General features: G+C 68.2%; 16 protein-coding genes and 1 CRISPR repeat array. Of the genes, 9 read left to right on the forward strand and 7 right to left on the reverse strand.

The window, feature by feature from the left end; translation table 11 throughout:
* Window positions 1-101 precede the first annotated feature (101 nt).
* Window positions 102-494, reverse strand: a complete 393-nt coding sequence (locus ACFWJ4_RS37415) for a hypothetical protein (protein WP_380552746.1) — start codon at window positions 492-494, stop codon at window positions 102-104.
* Window positions 495-902: 408 nt separating this feature from the next.
* Window positions 903-1,271 carry a hypothetical protein gene (locus ACFWJ4_RS37420; RefSeq protein WP_380552749.1) on the reverse strand — a complete coding sequence of 123 codons (369 nt, stop codon included), beginning with the start codon at window positions 1,269-1,271 and terminating at the stop codon, window positions 903-905.
* Between the two features lie 127 nt (window positions 1,272-1,398).
* On the opposite strand from ACFWJ4_RS37420, the gene ACFWJ4_RS37425 reads away from it, so the two are divergent.
* On the forward strand, window positions 1,399-2,010 hold the full coding sequence (locus ACFWJ4_RS37425; RefSeq protein WP_380552752.1) for an SMI1/KNR4 family protein: 612 nt from the start codon (window positions 1,399-1,401) through the stop codon (window positions 2,008-2,010).
* A gap of 1,375 nt (window positions 2,011-3,385) precedes the next feature.
* Here the strand turns inward: ACFWJ4_RS37425 and ACFWJ4_RS37430 are convergent.
* Entirely contained in the window at window positions 3,386-4,327 is a 942-nt protein-coding gene (locus ACFWJ4_RS37430; RefSeq protein ID WP_380552755.1) for a hypothetical protein, read from the reverse strand.
* Between the two features lie 203 nt (window positions 4,328-4,530).
* Between ACFWJ4_RS37430 and ACFWJ4_RS37435 the strand changes: the two genes are divergently transcribed.
* Window positions 4,531-5,079 carry a SixA phosphatase family protein gene (locus tag ACFWJ4_RS37435; protein ID WP_380552758.1) on the forward strand — a complete coding sequence of 183 codons (549 nt, stop codon included), beginning with the start codon at window positions 4,531-4,533 and terminating at the stop codon, window positions 5,077-5,079.
* A 105-nt stretch (window positions 5,080-5,184) separates the two neighbouring features.
* Complete coding sequence (locus ACFWJ4_RS37440) at window positions 5,185-5,406, forward strand: hypothetical protein (RefSeq protein WP_380552761.1); 222 nt, start codon at window positions 5,185-5,187, stop codon at window positions 5,404-5,406.
* A gap of 125 nt (window positions 5,407-5,531) precedes the next feature.
* On the opposite strand, the gene ACFWJ4_RS37445 is transcribed toward ACFWJ4_RS37440, so the two are convergent.
* A complete protein-coding gene (locus ACFWJ4_RS37445; RefSeq protein ID WP_380552764.1) occupies window positions 5,532-6,041 on the reverse strand; it encodes a hypothetical protein in 510 nt (169 codons plus the stop codon).
* Between the two features lie 588 nt (window positions 6,042-6,629).
* Window positions 6,630-6,780: direct repeats of the CRISPR family, unit length 29 nt; unit sequence GTCGGCCCCGCACACGCGGGGATGGCTCC.
* Window positions 6,781-7,275: 495 nt separating this feature from the next.
* On the opposite strand from ACFWJ4_RS37445, the gene ACFWJ4_RS37450 reads away from it, so the two are divergent.
* Together ACFWJ4_RS37450 and ACFWJ4_RS37455 are read left to right on the forward strand one after the other, a co-directional pair.
* Window positions 7,276-8,088, forward strand: coding sequence for a leucine-rich repeat domain-containing protein (locus tag ACFWJ4_RS37450; protein WP_380552767.1), 813 nt, complete (start codon window positions 7,276-7,278; stop codon window positions 8,086-8,088).
* 318 nt (window positions 8,089-8,406) lie between these two features.
* The gene (locus ACFWJ4_RS37455; RefSeq protein ID WP_380552770.1) at window positions 8,407-8,862 is read left to right on the forward strand and encodes a hypothetical protein; all 456 of its coding nucleotides are present in this window, start codon (window positions 8,407-8,409) and stop codon (window positions 8,860-8,862) included.
* 340 nt (window positions 8,863-9,202) lie between these two features.
* Here ACFWJ4_RS37455 and ACFWJ4_RS37460 read toward each other — a convergent pair whose 3' ends face one another.
* On the reverse strand, window positions 9,203-9,931 hold the full coding sequence (locus ACFWJ4_RS37460) for a hypothetical protein (protein ID WP_380552772.1): 729 nt from the start codon (window positions 9,929-9,931) through the stop codon (window positions 9,203-9,205).
* Between the two features lie 791 nt (window positions 9,932-10,722).
* Between ACFWJ4_RS37460 and ACFWJ4_RS37465 the strand changes: the two genes are divergently transcribed.
* Window positions 10,723-11,256, forward strand: coding sequence for a hypothetical protein (locus tag ACFWJ4_RS37465; protein ID WP_380552774.1), 534 nt, complete (start codon window positions 10,723-10,725; stop codon window positions 11,254-11,256).
* Between the two features lie 253 nt (window positions 11,257-11,509).
* Complete coding sequence (locus ACFWJ4_RS37470) at window positions 11,510-13,819, forward strand: hypothetical protein (RefSeq protein ID WP_380552776.1); 2,310 nt, start codon at window positions 11,510-11,512, stop codon at window positions 13,817-13,819.
* A gap of 61 nt (window positions 13,820-13,880) precedes the next feature.
* On the opposite strand, the gene ACFWJ4_RS37475 is transcribed toward ACFWJ4_RS37470, so the two are convergent.
* Complete coding sequence (locus ACFWJ4_RS37475; RefSeq protein WP_380552778.1) at window positions 13,881-14,657, reverse strand: hypothetical protein; 777 nt, start codon at window positions 14,655-14,657, stop codon at window positions 13,881-13,883.
* Between the two features lie 279 nt (window positions 14,658-14,936).
* Here ACFWJ4_RS37475 and ACFWJ4_RS37480 point away from each other — a divergent pair, with 279 nt between their 5' ends.
* A complete protein-coding gene (locus ACFWJ4_RS37480; protein ID WP_380552781.1) occupies window positions 14,937-15,245 on the forward strand; it encodes a hypothetical protein in 309 nt (102 codons plus the stop codon).
* A 384-nt stretch (window positions 15,246-15,629) separates the two neighbouring features.
* Complete coding sequence (locus ACFWJ4_RS37485) at window positions 15,630-15,989, forward strand: hypothetical protein (RefSeq protein WP_380552784.1); 360 nt, start codon at window positions 15,630-15,632, stop codon at window positions 15,987-15,989.
* A gap of 327 nt (window positions 15,990-16,316) precedes the next feature.
* On the opposite strand, the gene ACFWJ4_RS37490 is transcribed toward ACFWJ4_RS37485, so the two are convergent.
* A complete protein-coding gene (locus ACFWJ4_RS37490; protein ID WP_380552787.1) occupies window positions 16,317-16,490 on the reverse strand; it encodes a hypothetical protein in 174 nt (57 codons plus the stop codon).
* Window positions 16,491-16,572: the final 82 nt, after the last annotated feature.

Below are 16,572 nucleotides of genomic sequence, written 5' to 3' on the forward strand. Positions count from 1 at the left end.
CACCCCGACCAGCAACGACTGACAAGATCAACAGAAGACGCGAGGGTCAGAACTCAACCGACGAGAAAGGGTCACCGTTCAACCGCCGCCGACAAAGCAGCCTACAAGCCCAAATGAGATGTCTTCTTAAGCCGCTGCCGTACCGCGTCGAAGACGCCCTGGACCTTCGGTCCGGGGATCCCGCGCAGTTTGTAGGAGATGTACGGCATGTACCGCGTGGGCGAGTTGGCGGGCCCGGACTCGCATTCGTCCTTGTCGACCAGCGGGTCTGGGATCTTCACGGTGTCCTTGTCCGGGAGCACCCCGAGTGCGGCGGAGGCGTAGGCCTTGACCTTCTCCTCGGCCTGTCCGACGTTCGTGGACGGGGCGTCGCTTCCGCAGGCGGCGAGGGCGAGGATGCCGAGGGGCAGCAGACCCAGCGCGACGACGCGAGCGGACCGTCCGCGGATGGCGGTCCGTCCGTGCCGCGGTCCTGGCTGTGGGGATCGGCTCATGAGACCGGCCTTCCCGCGATGACCTGGCCGAACGCCTTCCAGGACGGCGTGCCCTTGTTCCAGTAGTGGTCGTGGTCGGTGTAGCGATGGCGTGATCGACTCCACGTGCTGGGAGAGGATCCCTTCGGTGACCCGTACCGTCCGTCCGACGCACGAATCGAGCTGGCGACCTATCCCGAAGCCGTTTTTCTCACCGGATTGTTCGTCTCACCGCACTGGCGAGACCATCCCCAGCTATCCGCAGAGGCGGCACGGCGTCTCGGCATCTCTCCCCGGCAGCTGCCACCTGACGTGACCAGGAAACCGCTACGTTAATGAGAACCCTAGGCGCGGCCGTCTCAGACCTCTCTCGGGGTGCTCAAGGCGATCCGGGCGTTCAAGGTGATGCAAAGTCATGAAGCGTCAAGCTCAAGCCGAGTCGTCCAGACGATGAAAGGCTCCTTCGAACTCTTTAGAGGCGAGCAGCTCGGCGATCACGCTCACCATCCCCCGGATGCCGGGATCCCGAACGATCAGCCCGTCCGAGCACCAGAAGCACCGGCCACCTGCGGCTTCTCCTGTCTCCTCCCATCTCTTCATCAACCGGCTGACCTCGGCGACTGTGAAGATCGTCGCACTCCAGCGTGAGCCATCTGGGAGGCGAACCTCAGCATCGACGTTGCAGACCTGGTCGAGTACCTCACCAGGGTTCGGCAGGAAGAAAGCCTCGAAGCCATCGGTTCGGACACGATAGTAAGGGCCGTCCCATCTGGCCTCGGAACGCGGTTCCGTGCTCATGCTCGTCACCTGGGGAGGATCCCAGCGCGCGACGCCGGGCACAACTGGCTTGCGGGCAGCTGATCACACTGGTGACACCTCGGCCAGTGAGCAGGTAGTTTGCGGGAGGACAGAGAGAAGAGTTCGCATGGACTCCCGGATCATCCGCATCCGACGCAAGCTAGCCAAGGTGCCCTACGCCGCGCTGCGAAGCCACTCCTTCGGTGAAGAGAAGCACCGGTTCCGCCTCGAACCCCCGCTGCCGAACGCGAAGGTCGCCGAGTTCGAGGCCGACCACCACATCGAACTGCCTGATCCCTACCGCAGTTTCCTGACCACACTGGGCGGGGGCGGAGCATCGCCCTTCTACGGCCTGCTGCCGTTGCGCTCATGCCGACTGTTCACGATGGACCCCCAAGGCGAGCCCAGCCGCCCTCGGGGGTTCACGTTCGCCAGCGGCCCGCCTCACCGAGGTGACCTGTTCCTGCACATCGTCGAGGCAGGGTGCACCGACCTGGTGCTTCTCGGTATCACGGGTCCCCTAACAGGCCGCATCGTCACCGGAAACGCTGACGGCTTCTGGGGCCCCAACGTCTCGTCGGCCACTGACTTCTTGGCCTGGTACGAACGCTGGCTCGACCACATGCTCGCTGGGCGCGACAACCGTGACCTGGAACTGACCTCACCAGCCCTGCGAGCGCCGGTCGACCGCATCCTGAGACAGCACCGGAACTGCACCCGAAGGGTCCATGCCGCATAGAACGCCGGCATCACTTCGATTGCGCGAACGATCATGGAGTAGTCCATGGGTGCGCTACCGCGATGTCCCACGTGTCTCAGGACCCACAAACGCAGCCATCCGCTGCTTGGAGCGCGACCGACTGATACCCGGCATCGTCGCCACGGCCGTGAGCGTGTGGTCCGCCCGAGTCCACGGGACCAAGCGACGCTGGAAGCCATGGGAGGCCGAATTCACCTGCCCCTGTTGCGGCGAAGGCTGGGCCCGCGACAAGCTCGAAGAGGCTATCTTCATGCTTCCACCCCGAGCCTCAGGCGAACTACGAGCACGGGTCGACGATCTGGACGCGGTGTTGCTGCGGCGGACCCATCACGAACCGCAGGCAGCTTCCGAACTGGCCTGGTGGCACTGCAGGTTCTGATCACGGGAGCTCGCGCTCGGCGCCCCTGGAAAATGCCATCTTCAATGAGACCCTCACCACTGAAATCCCAACAGAAATGACAATTCGCAGGCCAGAGGCCCTTGTCAGACCGTGATCGACGGGATGCCCATCCCCTCCTGACCAGGCACACCACCAAGACGTCAGGCCCATCCGCCCCGAATCCCAATCAGACCTGACAACGCGCAGGTTAAGGAGACATCTACATGCCGCGATGAATGAGACGGGACAGTCTTGTCTTGGTAAAACGGACGCGGTGTCAGCGAGTCAGACAAATGTCGTCGAATGGGACTATGTATCTCCCCGAGCCCGGCAACCTCACTGGGCCAGGGGCGGGAATGGCCAGCTGTCACATCGGCCTGATTGGATTCCTGCATGACGGATTGGTCGCAACTCAGCCACGCCTATGGCTCTGCAGAAGACATACCTGCCCTGCTGGACCAGATCGAAGCAGATCCGAGTGCCGAGCGCTGGAACGACCTCTGGTCGGCCCTCTGCCATCAGGGCAGCGTCTACTCGGCCAGTTTCGCGGCGCTTCCCCGGCTGACGACAATCGCCGCTGTTGCTGACCCGAAGGAGCGGCTGAGCGCACTGCACCTGGCAGCCGCGATCGTGGCGGGGGCGGCCCAACCGCACGGGGCCGGCGATGTCCGTGTGAAGTATGCGCAGGACATCGCGGCCCTGCTGCGAATGGCGAACGAACACCTTCGGACGTCTCCCGACAGGACCGAGTACATCTACCTGCTCGAAGCCCTCCTGGCATTCGAAGGTGTCCCGGTCTGGGGTGAAGACCTGGCATGGGGGCTCGTGAACGGGGAGTACGAGGTCTCCTGTCCCAACTGCGAAACCAGCCTGTTCATCGCCATCGGTGACTACGGTTACTTCTCCACGAGCGGCGACTACGCCCTGGATGACAACGTCGAGAAGGCCCCCTTGCGACCCGCGGGTCCTGGCGACCTACACGGCATCGGCCAACGCCTCCACACGCTCGCTCTCGCCGACGGTCAGAAAGAGGTCGCCGCCGCGGTGGCCTACCTCTTCGGAAGCGCGCACTGCACGGACTGCGGGACAGACTTCGCCGTGGCCGACCAAGTGGGCGATCCCTACTGACGTTGCTATGGCAGTGTCGGTGACGGGTGGCAGGCTGCGCCCATGAGCTACGACCTCGCCGTGTGGGAGGGCGAGCCTGATCCAGCTGACGTCGCCGTCGGTGGCCATCGTCTCGCGGTCCAGGACGGTGCGGATGCCGTGCAGGTCGCCGTGTGCGAGGGAGCCGCAGGCGCTCCAGAACAGCTCGGCGCGCTCCCCTCCGACAGGGGTGTGCGTGCCGGCCGTGTACACGATGTCGCCGTACCCGGGCATCTTCAGCCTCCCGTTCGACAGCTCGCCCTTCGGTAGGCCGACCGTGCGCAGCAGGTCCTTGATCTGCTCCTGGTGCTCCTGCCGGCCGTCCAGGGCGTGGCCCGGCAGTTTGATCTTCACCATACTGCTCTTCAGGTCTGCGAGGTGCATCCGCAGGCAGGGGTGGACCCGCTCGCGACGGTAGCCAGTGCCAAACAGCCACACGGTCCGCGCGGCATTCTCCAGGGCGACGCGCAGCAGGGTGGACGGGGCGTGGGTGGGCAGCAGCATCACGCGGTGGCCGTCGTTCTCGGTGCCGCTCACAAGGGCGACCAGGGCTTTTAGATGGTCGACGGCCACGGCCAGAGCATGGTGAGCGCTGTGGGAGAGCTGGTACGGGTCTGTCCTCGCGTCATCATCGGCGAGCGCGCTGCCCGCCTGCACACGCCATCCGGGCCATGGGCCGGCGGTGCGTTCGCCGAGCGGCGCGACGTGCTCGAAATGGCGCAGCAGGGCGTGCAGGAGAACCGTCTCGTCCACCTCTTCAGGGGTCGTCATGGCCGGTCAGGGTTGAGGTCCCGCACAGCCGTGATCCAACGATTTCCCGCCGGCACCGGCCCGCCCACCGGCACTGGCGGAGGCGGGCGATCCGTTCGCGGCGGCCGAGGCCGGGCTCCTCGCCGCCCGGGTAGTGTTCGGCTCCAAAAGATCAAGCGATTCCGTCGGGCTGCGCCGCGGCCTGCGGGCAAGGGGAGGCCAACGTGATCGTGGGTACCGGCCGGAGGCTCGTCCTGATCCGTCATGCGCAGGCCGAACGGGAGACGGCGGTCGACAGGGAACGGCGTCTCGACGAGCGGGGACGGGAGGAGGCGTCCCGGGCCGGACGATGGCTCGCGGGTTCCGGCATCACGCCCGATCTCGCGCGGGTGTCCGGCGCCCGCCGGACCAGGGAGACCTGGGAACACGTGGGCGCCGCGTTGCCGCGGCTCCCAGAGACGGTCCACGAGCCAGGGCTTTACGACCTCAGTGTGAAGATCCATCGACGGGAAGCGGGGATCGGCGAGCTGGTCGCGATGGTGCGTGAGAATTCGGACCACGTGGGCGACCTGGTCGTCGTCGGACACAGTCCGAGCCTGCCCGAGCTGGTCCGGCTCCTCGTCGGAGCAGCCGACGGCGACCTCTCACGGTGGGTGGAAGAGTCCGGGTTCCCGACCGCCTCCGTGGCCGTCCTCGAATTCGACGGTTCCTGGCAGGGGATCGGGCCCGGCGCAGCGAGGATCACCGCGTTCTGGACGCCGTCGCAGGGTTGAGACGGTGCACCCCGGGGCGTCGGCGCGTCCGACCCCACGCACCACCACCATGGCCAGCCCCACCTGCTACTGAAGGTCTACCGGGGTGAGCCGTCGGCGGAGGACGTGGACGCGGCGCTCGACACCCAGCTCGCTGCCCTCGGGACCGGTCGCGAAGCGCTGGCGTTCACCGGCAGCGTGGAAGGCGGCCTCGAGAAGTGCAACTGCTGGCCCGGGCAGGGTGCCGGCCCCGGGCCCTCGCCAGCGGTGCTCACGGCCATCGCGGTGACGGACGACGAACGCGCCGCCGAGTCGACGACGGGCAAGCCACCATCGACGGGCTACTGAAGCGGATCTCCGACGTCCCCACGCCGGTCGAGCCGACACCTCGGCAGATCGGCATCCCAGCGCAGGCTGCCCTGCCCAGTCGTTGGAATCGTCCAGAAGTCGGCTGGGTGGTAGCGATCAGCGGTTCAGCCGGTATCGGATGTAGTCCGGCGGGGTCGCGCCGATCTCGATGCGGTTCTCGTCGAGGCCATTGACGATTCGCAGACGGCCTCGGTGAAGGCGAACTCCACCGCCACCGTTGCGGCCGCCAGGTCACGGTCTGCCGGCCGCCACTCAAGCAGCGCGACCTCGCGCAGTTCCTGGCCGATGAACTGCTCCAGCCATTCATCGCTGTGGGACCACTGGGGCGTGAGCACGGACCGCTCCCACCCGGTGATGGCCGCTGCGGTGTCGATGGTGTTCCAGCCGATCGAGAGTTCGTCGAGCTTCGCGTGGCAGACCTCCACCCGGAGGCCGTCGAAGTCCACCACCACCGGGCAGTCGGCGAACCAGTCGTCGTCCCCGGCGAAGCGCACCAGGGCGAACCCCGTCAGCCGCCTGCCGACGAGCGTTGCCAGACGTGATTCGTGCGCCTGCCGAACCGCCTCGACTCCTACCAGGAAGGACGGTTTGAAGCCAGAGATTCCCATGTCCACAGCAGCTGAGTCTTCCTGCCCGCGACGCAATCGGCCAGCACGTATTCGAAGCGGCAGGATCCTCGGCGGCACTTGACAGCGTCGATTCCACGGAACGATACGGATGACGTGTCCTTCGACGACGCCGGAGTTCGAGAGCAGGGGGCGTCCTGCGACGATGACGGCGGCGAGGGCGCGGAGGCCGGGCCGGTCGTCCTGGCGGACCGCGCCAAGCCGTTCCGGGAGCCCTCCGCTCTGGTGTCCCGTCAACATGACGGCGAAGGAGCGGATGCGCGGTGTGAGAGCGTCGAGCCCGGGGTGATGGACCAGGAGGACGATGCTCGCGGGGGACGCTCTCGGAAAGCTGCGTGAACAGCCGCTACGTACTCACCGGCTCCGAGCTCACGGGTGCTGCTCCTCCTCAGGGTAACGACAGGTCCCGCTGCGAGGAGTTCGGCCTCGTGCTCGCGAGCACGGTTTCCTCGGCGCCAGGCTGAAAGAACGGGGCTTCCGGGTCGGCCTCGAGCTTCAGCCCTGCGCAGGCTGGGTTACGGATTCGAACTGAATAGATTCGCGTATCCTGAGACGAATCACAGCAGGTCAGGAAGTGTCGGCCCCGCACACGCGGGGATGGCTCCTCCCCGAGCGCATCCGCCGGCTTCGCTCCCGCGTCGGCCCCGCACACGCGGGGATGGCTCCATGTCCTCCGGGACGATGACGATCTGGCCCCGGTCGGCCCCGCACACGCGGGGATGGCTCCTGCCGAGTACAGCCGAGCTTTTCAGGAAGCACGTCCCGAGTGGTCCTACCGGGTGGGCGGACCCTGGTGCTGTGCTGGTTCTGCCCGCTTACCTGCTGCTCGAGTTCCGCACCACCTTCGACCCCGAGCCCCGGCGTGCGGTGGGTTGGCACGTCCACCAGCGCGGCGGACCCGGAAAGTAGAGGAGATCCGTCGAGCGGCAGGGCCGAAGACTTGAAGCGGGCCCCGGTCAGGTGGCGATTCCTGCCGCTCTGCCAGAACGATGCTTTCCGAGCGGGTGGATAGTGCGCCTGTGCCCGGCGGTCGGCCGGCCGCGGTGGAGCAGGGCGCGGATCTCCGACCCGGAACCGGACAGTCGGGCGCGTTCCGCCTCGCTGTCGGGCCGGCTTGCCGGTAGCACGTGTCGGTACGGCGCCGGACGCAGCCGGACCGGCGGACGGACAACAGGATCCGATCACGCCCACGACCCGTCGGCTGTGACGTTACCGTGAGCGGATGAGTGAGAAGTCGAAGCCACAGGTGTTCTCGAATCGCTGGGCCGTCGCCGTCGGTCCCGACGGCGACGAGTCGCCCCGCGATCTGTGCACGTGCCTCGAGCGCATCAGCACCAGGCCCCAGCGGCCGACCCGCTTCCACCGGGAGCGTCAGGACACCACCGCACCGGGATGGATCCGCCTTCTCGAACTGATCGAAGAAGCGGCAGCCGACGGACGTGAGGTCTTCGAACCGCTCGTGGAACTCACCGCGGAACAGCGGCGCCAGGTCGTCACGCTCCCCCCGACCATCGCCGAGCTCACGTCGGTCAAGCACCTCGTGCTGTACGGCAGCAACCTGGTGCGCATCCCACCCGAGATCGGCGCGATGCGCAGCCTCGAGGAGTTCACCCCGTACACCTCCTACCGCCTGCACTGGTTCCCGTACGAGATCACCCGGTGTGCCGGCCTGCGCCGCAGTACGGTGAGCACCCGGGCCGTCTATGGGAACTACAAGCGACGGCCGCCGTTTCCGCGGCTGTTGGCGACGACCGCCGCCCAGGGCGTCGACTTCGAGGACCTCGACCCCGGTGTGTGGGGTGCCGCGGTGATCCGTACGTGCAGCGTCTGCGACCAGCACATCGAGGGCGTGAACCTCCGCCAGGCCTGGATCTCACTGCGGACCTCGGGCGCCGACGTCCTGCCACTGCTGGTCAACGCCTGTTCGACGGCCTGCATCGACGCGCTGCCGGTTCCGGCAGAGGGCTACGTTCAGGCACCGCACGCCGGCGGACCGGGTGTCGAGCAGCCGCCGGCCGGCCCGAGCCCCCGCTGACCCGTTCAACTGCCTCAGCAGGTCCCGCGCCGGGCACCCCAGGACGTCACGGTGCTTGTCACGGCGTCACGGCAGCGAAGGCCCCATGGCGCCCCGCCCGGCGTTTTCCGGTCGCGCCGGGGGGGATGTGCACCTGCCGTCCTTGAGGGGGACGACCAAGGCTGCCGCCCCAGGCGCAGGCGAGCGGGATTCGATGCCTGGGTGTCGATCAGGACGGCGCTCGGCCCCGGTACGTCTCTCTGAACTACGCATTGTCCTGGCGATCACCCCCGGCGGGGCGGGTGCCTGGCGGTATTTTGACCGGACATCGTGGGAGGGATGGGCAGGCAGGTGGACAGTGATCGGCGGCGGCACGCAGCCGTCGTGGCGCTCGGTGCGCTCGGGCGGAGCCACGACTACCGTGACCGGGCGGATGCCGGTCACGGCCTGGCAGGCTTCGCCGAGATGCAGGAGGCACTCGGGCCACTGATCGAGCTCGTGCTCGACCCAGGTGACACTTTCGTGACCCGAGTGACCGCAGAAGCCCTGTTTCGGCGAAAGGACAGGGTCGGGCTGGCGATAGTCGCGTCTGCGCTGGCAGCCGCTGACTCGAATCACAGCGATTGGATCCACACCGCAATCGTCGACGTATTCGGCATCTTCTCGGACGACCGGGACAAGGCGTTGGAGCTCTGCGAGGAGTTGTCACGGGACATCGACGACCGCGTCGCCCTGGGAGCCTGCCGGTTGCACGAGATGCTGGTCGAGATCGACCCTGTCCTTCGCCCCGCATAGCACGGGGCGAACGCGGCCGTGAGAGTGCAGGTGCTCCACAGCAGGGGTCACCCGGCCGAGCAGCGGGCCACCGGGGCCGCCCTGTCCCCCCTCGGGACCTGGGCGGCCTCCGGACCGCTCCGCGTCGTCCGCTCCGCCACGACGATGGAGCCCCACTCGAAGGCCCGTGGCTGCGCCCTGCGGTGACGCGTAGTCCGCTGTGAACGGGCGGAAGTGCTCGTAGCGGACGGTGCGAGGCAGTTTCAGCACATGCTGCTCGGCGTCGGGGAACCGGAGCCGTTCATGCTCCGGCAGGCCCACGGCGGGGAGCCGGCGGCAACCGCGCCGATTGCCGGCGGGGTCAAGCAGGCAGATGGTCGTCCACGAACCCCTGCGGCCCCGTCCGGGTCCCCGCCGTGTTCCGGCGGCGCACCGCCTCCGCCGCGAGCAGCGCAGTCGGGATGGCCGCGGCCGGCACCGTCCACCACGGCAGGTCGGCCCAGAACGCGAGCACCGCGGGCATGACGCAGGAGAACAGCGTCCAGAAGAAGAGCGACCGGGCGAGGGCGAACGTGGTGGGACGGCCGGTGAACAGGAGTGCGCCCAGGGCGGCGGCGAGCACCGCCAGGAGCGCGGCGAAGGTGCCCAGCCCGGCGATGAGCTGCGCCTCGTCGCGGGGCTCGTCGACGGAGGCCTGCGCGACGCCAGCCCGCTCCAGGCGCATCACCTGGCCGCGCCACACCGTGCCGTCCACCCGGTCGCCGGGCTTCAGGCCCTCCAGCAGCGGCCCGGGGTTGCCGAACCGCACCGTGCCGCTCCAGGACGGCGCGCCGTCCAGCGTTGCCAGGTGGTCCTTGTGCCGGAGGACCGTGCCGCTGACGGTGAACGGCACGGTGCGCACGCATTCCTCGACCGCCGTGCCCGGGTTCCCGGCCGGGCAGGTCGTGGCGACCGAGTACGAGCGGGACCGCTCGGTGTCGTCCGGCATCCGGACGGCGAACACGTACCAGGCAGCCGCTGCCGGGACGAGCGCCGCCGCAGCGAGCAGCGCGCCGCCGGTGCGGGTCCATGGTGAGGGACGGTGGGTCATGACGGTTCTCCCCCCGGTCCGGTGCGTGGCCGGAACGCCTGGGTTGCCGTCGCCGGGGCGTGCCGCCCCGCCCCTTCCGGGGTCGGACGGCACCGGGCGGCCTGGAACGCCGGACGGTGTCTCAGTTCTCGGAATCTGTCCGAGGTCCACTGAAGCCCTGTGGACGGTGTGTTACGCCTGAGGGGCCGGGGCCGGCGGGTCCGCAGCCGGGGCCGGGCCGACGGCGTGCCGGCGGACCTCGCGTCGAGCGCCACGCACACCACCCCCGGACCGGCCCGCGGACACAACTGTCCCTTGTTCGCCGACCAGGCTTCCCGGCACTCCTTCGTGCACGCTATCGGACTCCGCCCCGGCTTCGCACACGGGTTCGCCAGGACGCCCGGACCGATCCGTACCGCATGCCGGTCACCACCTCGGGAGAGTCGGCGGCACACGTCCCGCAGCGCCGCCGGCGGAGCGACTCCCGCGCGGCCGATGACCCACCCCCGGATGACCCGGCAACAGCTGCGGCGGCGCTACCACGAGGCCGATCGCATCACGGGGGGCGGTCTCGTTCTCCACAACCCGGCGAACATGCGGGTCGAGCGTTACCGCTTCCGCGGAGCGCAGATCAGCACGCCCTGCAACATCGACGAGGTCAACCCGGACGCGCTCGCTTCCGCCGGACCAACCACGACGATGCGGCCTTCGTCGGCCAGGTCAGCGAATACCGAGCCTGATCCACCGGATCACGTGGAGACCCGGATGCCCGGCCAACGGACACGTTCGGTTCGGCGGGCGGGGACTACCAAATGCTGTTCTCCGGCCTGATGCCGCTCGCGATCGGCCGACGGGCCGGCTCGTTGAGCCGGTTCGCCCTGACCACCGAGACCATCATGCGGATCATGGCGGTGGTCCCGTGCGGCCTGGTGCTGGCCATCACCCTGGTCGAACCGCGCTGGTGGCCCGTCAACTCGGCGATCGGACAGATCCTCACCTGGCTCGCCAACGCCGTCACCCTGGCGTACGTCCGCGCCGTCATCGCCCGCTCCCGGCGGCTCGGGCTGACCACGGTGCCCGAGGACGACAGCAAGATCACCGGCCTGGCGGCGTTCACCCAGTGGTCGCCGACCTCGATGTTCTACGCGGTCGCGGTCCTCAGCGTCGGCACCCTGCTCTACCTGGGACTTCTGCACGACGTCTACGTGTACGCACTAGCAGTCACCTCGACCAACGTCATCCTCTTCTACGTCATCAAGTGCGGCCTCGGCGGCCCGCTGGTCCGGGTGGCCATCGTGCGCGCCTGCCTGACCGCCGAACGGATCGGCCGCCTCAGTAGTCGGTGACACCCCTCGCCGACCACGAGCGGGGCGGCGAACGGACCGCTGCACCGGTGCCGGTCCGCCTCGGTCCGGGGCAAACCGATCGGGTCGATCCTGCTCGGGGCAGTGTTGCACAGGGCGCGGCAGGTGGTCTTCACACGGGTCGTGGTCGCTGACCTGGTCCTGGTGACAGACGGGGACAGGAGGCGGCCTGCCGGCCTCGTGCACACCGCGCCTTGGTCCTGCCCACCGGACGGCGCGGTGGGACGATGGCGGTGTGGAGCCGCTGTACGACTGGTTGTCCCAGCGGGGTGTGGACATCGGAATGATCTGGGGACTCCCACGCTGGAACGTGGGCGTGCCGGCGGACGGGGACGGCCAGTCGGACTCGAGCACCGTGCTGCCGCGGGCGGGCGGTGCCGAGTCCGCGGCGGTGCACGAGCGGCTGGTGGAGCGCAGGATCGGGCCGTGCGTTCAGCAGGTGTCCGGCGTCCCGGGCGGTGTGGCGCGGCTGCTGCTGGTGGTGCTGAACGAGGTGAAGCAGGCCTGGCAGGCCTCGTACACCTCCGACCGGCTGCTGGGCACCTTGCACGGGACCGAGAGGTGCCTGACGGCTGCTGCTCACACCCCGTGCTCCCAGGACGACCACGCGGCGGAGCGGGCCGTCCGCGCGCTGATGTGGAGCCTGGACGCACAGATCCGCTCGGAGGGGGCCATGACCAGCGGCCTGCTGGACGTCCGGGCGGAGACGGCGGACGAGGCGGCTCTGTGGGCTCGGCGGGCCGTCCGGTCGATGGGAGATGCTTCGATGCGGTTCCGCCGGACCCACGGTGACGTCGCGGACCAGGTCATGGAGCTGGGGCGGCTGTACGACTGCTGGCAGCGCACGACGGCCATGGCCACACGGGCGCTTGCCGCGTTCTACGCCGCGGGCACCTCGCTGAACCCCGCGCTCGTGGCGTTGCGCCGGGCCGAGACGGACAGGGTCATCGCGGCCGACGAGGGCAGCGTGAGCGAGCTGCGGGCGCTCCGGTACGGCCTGCTCGAACTGCAGGAGCGAGCAGGGGATCGGTGGCTGCGGGTGGGGCGGGGAAAGCTGGTCTACCTCTACCCGTTCGCCGTACGCGGTGTGGAGCCCTCTGAGCTGGTCGAGGCGGTCGGGCAGGACGAGGCGTCGCGTTGGGAACTGGCCGGCACCAGCCCGGTCAGGACACACGGCTCGCTCGATCTCGACGACGTCTGGAAGAGCCACGACGGCCTGGGCCACCGCTACGACGGTGCGCTGGTGGTGATGCCGGACGCCGTCGTCCGTGCGCCGGATGGGCGGGCGCTGGCCGGGCTCGGTGTCCAGGTGCGCCTTTCGCTTCTGGGGAACCACTACGTGCGGTTCGAAGCGGATCTGGCCGATGTGTCGGCGGTCGAGCTGTTCGCCATGCTGTTCTGGGCCGGACCGGAGGTCGGGGCGCTGGACATCGGATTCGACGGCACTGGTGGTGACAGCACCGGCGGCGCCCGGCCGGCACGTGACCGACCGCGGTGGCCCCGCTTGTCGGCCCTGGCGATGGACCTGGCGCAGGACTCGGTGCCCGCGCGGCTGGGGGCGACGCGGGCGGTCGTGTGCCGGCCGGGCCTGTACCAGGTGGTCATGGAGGTGACCGCCGCCTACACGGTCGTCGGCCCGGCCGGCCGGGATCGCTCGGAGATCCGGACGAGCGATGAGTTCGTCACGGCAGTGGGTGCGCGGATCCTGACGAGTCCGGCGCCGAGCCTGATGGGGTCGTTGGCGGAGTGGGTCCAGTACGCGACGGCGCCCCCGGCGTCGCCGGAGATCACGGGCACCACCGGGGAGTGGATCCTGCGGACCTGCAACACCACGCTTCTGGTGTCCCTCGGGCTGCCGACCTTCGTCCGGGACTTCTGGGGGTCGATGCTGGAGTTCGCCTCCTCCCTGGACGGGTTGCTCGAGGGCTGGTCCACCGACCTGGCCGAGCACCACCAGGACGCGAAGGACCGAGAGGGCCGGGCTGATGCGCTGGGTGCGGATCCCAGCAGCGACGCGCTCAAGGAACTCTCCGACCAGCTGAACGAGGAGAAGCTGAAACTGGACCGGCTGGCCGTCGACGTCCATGCGAAGAGTTTGCTGCTCCGGTCGCCGTCCTTGCTCGCCTCGCCCTTGGCGGCGCAGCGTCTGGGGGTGCTGCTGGAGGCGTCCGGGTACCAGCGCAAAGCCGACGAGCTGTCGCGTTCGATCACCGAGGTCACCCAGGAGCAGCTGACGGGTGCGATCGAGAAGCTGGCCAGGGAACGGAAGGAAACGGAGAAGAACGACCGCGACGCTGCGGAGCGTCGTCAGCGGGCGAAGGTGGATACCCTGCTGGCGTTCATCGCCGGGATGAGCATCGCGGGTCTGGTCCAGGTCGTGGAGGCCGGACTGGGGCAACACTGGTTCCTGGGGGCGGCGCTGGCGGTCGTGGGGGTCATCGCCATCGCTGTGCTGTTCGGCGGGTACGTGTACCACGCGACGGGCGGGCGGTTCGTCATCCGTAAGAGGAGGAACAGGGTGCCGCCCGGCACACGTGGGGTGTGAGCGGGCGGAGGCCTGGTGTCCTGCGCCGGAGATCCGTGTCGGTCATCGTGCTCGCGTGGCCTCACTGCCCGGTGCGTGGCCGGGTGAGTCCGGCTCCGATCTTGGTCAGCATCTGGCCGAGGAGGTGGAGGGCTCGTGCCCGTGTCGGCACTCCGCGCGCTGTTCCCGTCCAGTAGGAGTCGGTGAGCTTCTCGGTCACCGTGAGGATCCGGTCGTCGTCCCGGGCGGCCAGCACGAGGACGAATCGCACGTAGTCGCCGATGTCGGTGTCCTGGGGGTGCTGGTGCGCGAAGGTCTGCAGGCGCGGTGTCAGGGCGGGCAGGGTGCGGTCCGTCGGGAAGACGACGGCGAGGCCGGCGAGGGCCAGCCGAACAGCGGGGCATTCGGCCGACCAGCGGGTCAGCAGATCCGGGGTGAGGCCCCGGACCGCGCTGCGGGTCCGGGCCTCGCTGTCGGGATCGGCGTGGTGCGGGGCGGCCGGCCAGGTCTCGGCGAGGTGGCGCTCGGCAACGGTGGCAGCCCTGAACAGCACCTCGACGGCTTGGAACCGCTGTCGGGCGGGAACCCGGCTGTCGACGGCGAGGGCCGCGAGCAGGACGACGCCGTCGGCGGTGGCGGGCCGGCAGGTGTCCTGGTGAAGGATCTCGTTGTAGAAGTCACCGAGGAAGCTGCGCTCGTCCCAGGAGGGGTAGGTCTCGGCGTCGAACAGCATCGCCGCCTGGGGCGGCCTGCGGCCCGGCAGGCGGTCGGCGATGACGTCCCGGAAGAGCTGCCGGATCGGCGGACCGGAAGCGATCGCGTCGTGCCGGGTCTGCTCGGGTTCGGCGTGCGTATCCATGGCCGGCGCAGCCTACTGGAGCATCTCGGGCCAGCAGCCTGCCGTCTTGGCAGTCGAGCAGAGTGTCAGCCCTCACCCTGCTTCTGGTCGTGGCCGCCGTCGCGGTGGTGGTCGGGCGAGTGCGGGCGTGGGAGATCCTCGGTGCTCAGCCCGGTTGCGTCGAGCAGTCAGTAGCGATCCCCTGGAGGTAGTGACTCAATTGTCGTTCGGCCTGTAGATGGACGTCTCCGTCGAGCTGCGGATGCAGCCCGAGCGCGAGGAGCCCGGCAAGGAATTGTCATGACTATGAATCTTCGCGGGTCGTGGTCGGCCTATCAAAGCGATGGGCACAAGGTGGATTTCCACGACTTGAATCAAAATGATTCAGGGAAGGTCTTCGGAAAAGCAACGGTGGGCGGGACTGCTGGGGACTGCGATGGAGTCGTCAGCGGAAACGACGTCGTGCTCATCGTCCAATGGACGACCGGGCCCCGTGGGCGCATGAGCGGCCACTTGGGCCTCGACAACCGCCTAGCTGGCGACAGCGTTGACCTAAACAATCCGCAGAACACGGCAACCTGGTTCTCCGATCCACTGCCGGCGTCCTGATTGAGGTAGATTCTCCGGCAAGGAAGCGGTGACGATGTATCAGCTGGCGGCCGACAGACCAAGAGCTGGCTAAGCGCGGGGAAGCCCCTTCAAGGGGCGTTACGCGGGCAGTTGCCACGGCGGGCCGCCAGCAGTCGGTAAGCCTTCCAGGAAGACGAAGGCCTGACCGCCAACTCGGACGGAACCGGGCAATACCTCCGCCCGAAACCGCTCGCGGCAGCCCAATCAGTACCGAACACCCCCTACAGATTGCGGCACTTGCGCGGGGCGCAGACCCGCTCTCCCGCAGCCTGCGCGACCATACGGGCCGGCACCCGCAGATGCAGGACAGCCGAGTTGGCGCCTAGCCTGGAATGGCCGAACACCCGGTTGGAGGTGCCGGATATGCCAAGTGACCCGTACATCAACATCGCCGGCCATCTGAAGATCGTGCAGAGCAACGGAGCTGTTGTCGAAGCAGATATGTCACAGAACGGCAATCATCTCGGCGGATACTGCGAACACCACAATGGGCAGGTGCACAGCACAGAGGTCACCGGGGAGGTGACAGGCCAGCACGTTGATTTCTATGTAACGTGGGACGATGGAACCAAAGGCCACTATTGGGGAGATTTTCAGCCTGGCCATTTCACGAGCAACTGGGAGGGGATACTCCGAGGTGCCGGCCAGGACGTGTGGCACCCGTGGAGTCAAGCGACATGGGAAGTACAGGACCGGGTGTTCCGACGGTTGGTGCCTTTGTAGTTCAACCACGAAGAGTTCGTAGCGAGATCACGCCCTGTTCCGAACGATGGTGCGGCCTTCGTGCCCTACCCAGTGATCGATCAGACGTTCCTTCTGTCAAGGGACAGTAGGAGGAGATCCCACTGTCCCTTGACAGAAGGGGTTCCAGTGACAGGGGAGGCCGCAGTATCCGCAGGTCACCACAGCTGCCCTCCGAAGCTCAGGCACGGCCGCCACCTCCGCTCGCGCATCCGCTTCCAGGGTGCCGCTCGAACCGCTGTCCCGGCTCCCCAATTGGGGAGCTGGGACGTTCCGTGGCTGGCCGTCAACGGCAGTGGCATGGGCGAATCAACCTGCCGAGGACTGCGTGTCGGTGCGGAGCAGCAGCAGGTCGAGGACCGGGTCGTGCGGGCCCGCCTTGTACGGCCCGCCGTAGCGGTACCCGAGGCGATGGTAGAGCTGCTGGGCCCGTTGGTCGCCCGGCATGGCGAGCAGGGACACCCACTCGGCGGAAGATTTCAAGTCCAGTGAGACAGTCGTGACGCTATGAGGTTTGTGGTGCGGGTTCCCTGCGCTTGGCCGGGTCATTGATCCAGGCCGTCTG

Origin of the sequence: Kitasatospora sp. NPDC127067 (assembly GCF_042724755.1) — a bacterium.
Lineage (GTDB): Bacteria > Actinomycetota > Actinomycetes > Streptomycetales > Streptomycetaceae > Kitasatospora > Kitasatospora lactacystinica.

Excerpts from the sequence above, each read along its gene's own strand:
- ACFWJ4_RS37415 (WP_380552746.1), bottom strand. The coding sequence starts at position 494 with ATGAGCCGATCCCCACAGCCAGGACCGCGGCACGGACGGACCGCCATC.
- ACFWJ4_RS37420 (WP_380552749.1), bottom strand. The coding sequence starts at position 1,271 with ATGAGCACGGAACCGCGTTCCGAGGCCAGATGGGACGGCCCTTACTAT.
- ACFWJ4_RS37425 (WP_380552752.1), top strand. The coding sequence starts at position 1,399 with ATGGACTCCCGGATCATCCGCATCCGACGCAAGCTAGCCAAGGTGCCC.
- ACFWJ4_RS37430 (WP_380552755.1), bottom strand. The coding sequence starts at position 4,327 with ATGACGACCCCTGAAGAGGTGGACGAGACGGTTCTCCTGCACGCCCTG.
- ACFWJ4_RS37450 (WP_380552767.1), top strand. The coding sequence starts at position 7,276 with ATGAGTGAGAAGTCGAAGCCACAGGTGTTCTCGAATCGCTGGGCCGTC.
- ACFWJ4_RS37455 (WP_380552770.1), top strand. The coding sequence starts at position 8,407 with ATGGGCAGGCAGGTGGACAGTGATCGGCGGCGGCACGCAGCCGTCGTG.
- ACFWJ4_RS37460 (WP_380552772.1), bottom strand. The coding sequence starts at position 9,931 with ATGACCCACCGTCCCTCACCATGGACCCGCACCGGCGGCGCGCTGCTC.
- ACFWJ4_RS37465 (WP_380552774.1), top strand. The coding sequence starts at position 10,723 with ATGCTGTTCTCCGGCCTGATGCCGCTCGCGATCGGCCGACGGGCCGGC.
- ACFWJ4_RS37475 (WP_380552778.1), bottom strand. The coding sequence starts at position 14,657 with ATGGATACGCACGCCGAACCCGAGCAGACCCGGCACGACGCGATCGCT.
- ACFWJ4_RS37480 (WP_380552781.1), top strand. The coding sequence starts at position 14,937 with ATGACTATGAATCTTCGCGGGTCGTGGTCGGCCTATCAAAGCGATGGG.
- ACFWJ4_RS37485 (WP_380552784.1), top strand. The coding sequence starts at position 15,630 with ATGCCAAGTGACCCGTACATCAACATCGCCGGCCATCTGAAGATCGTG.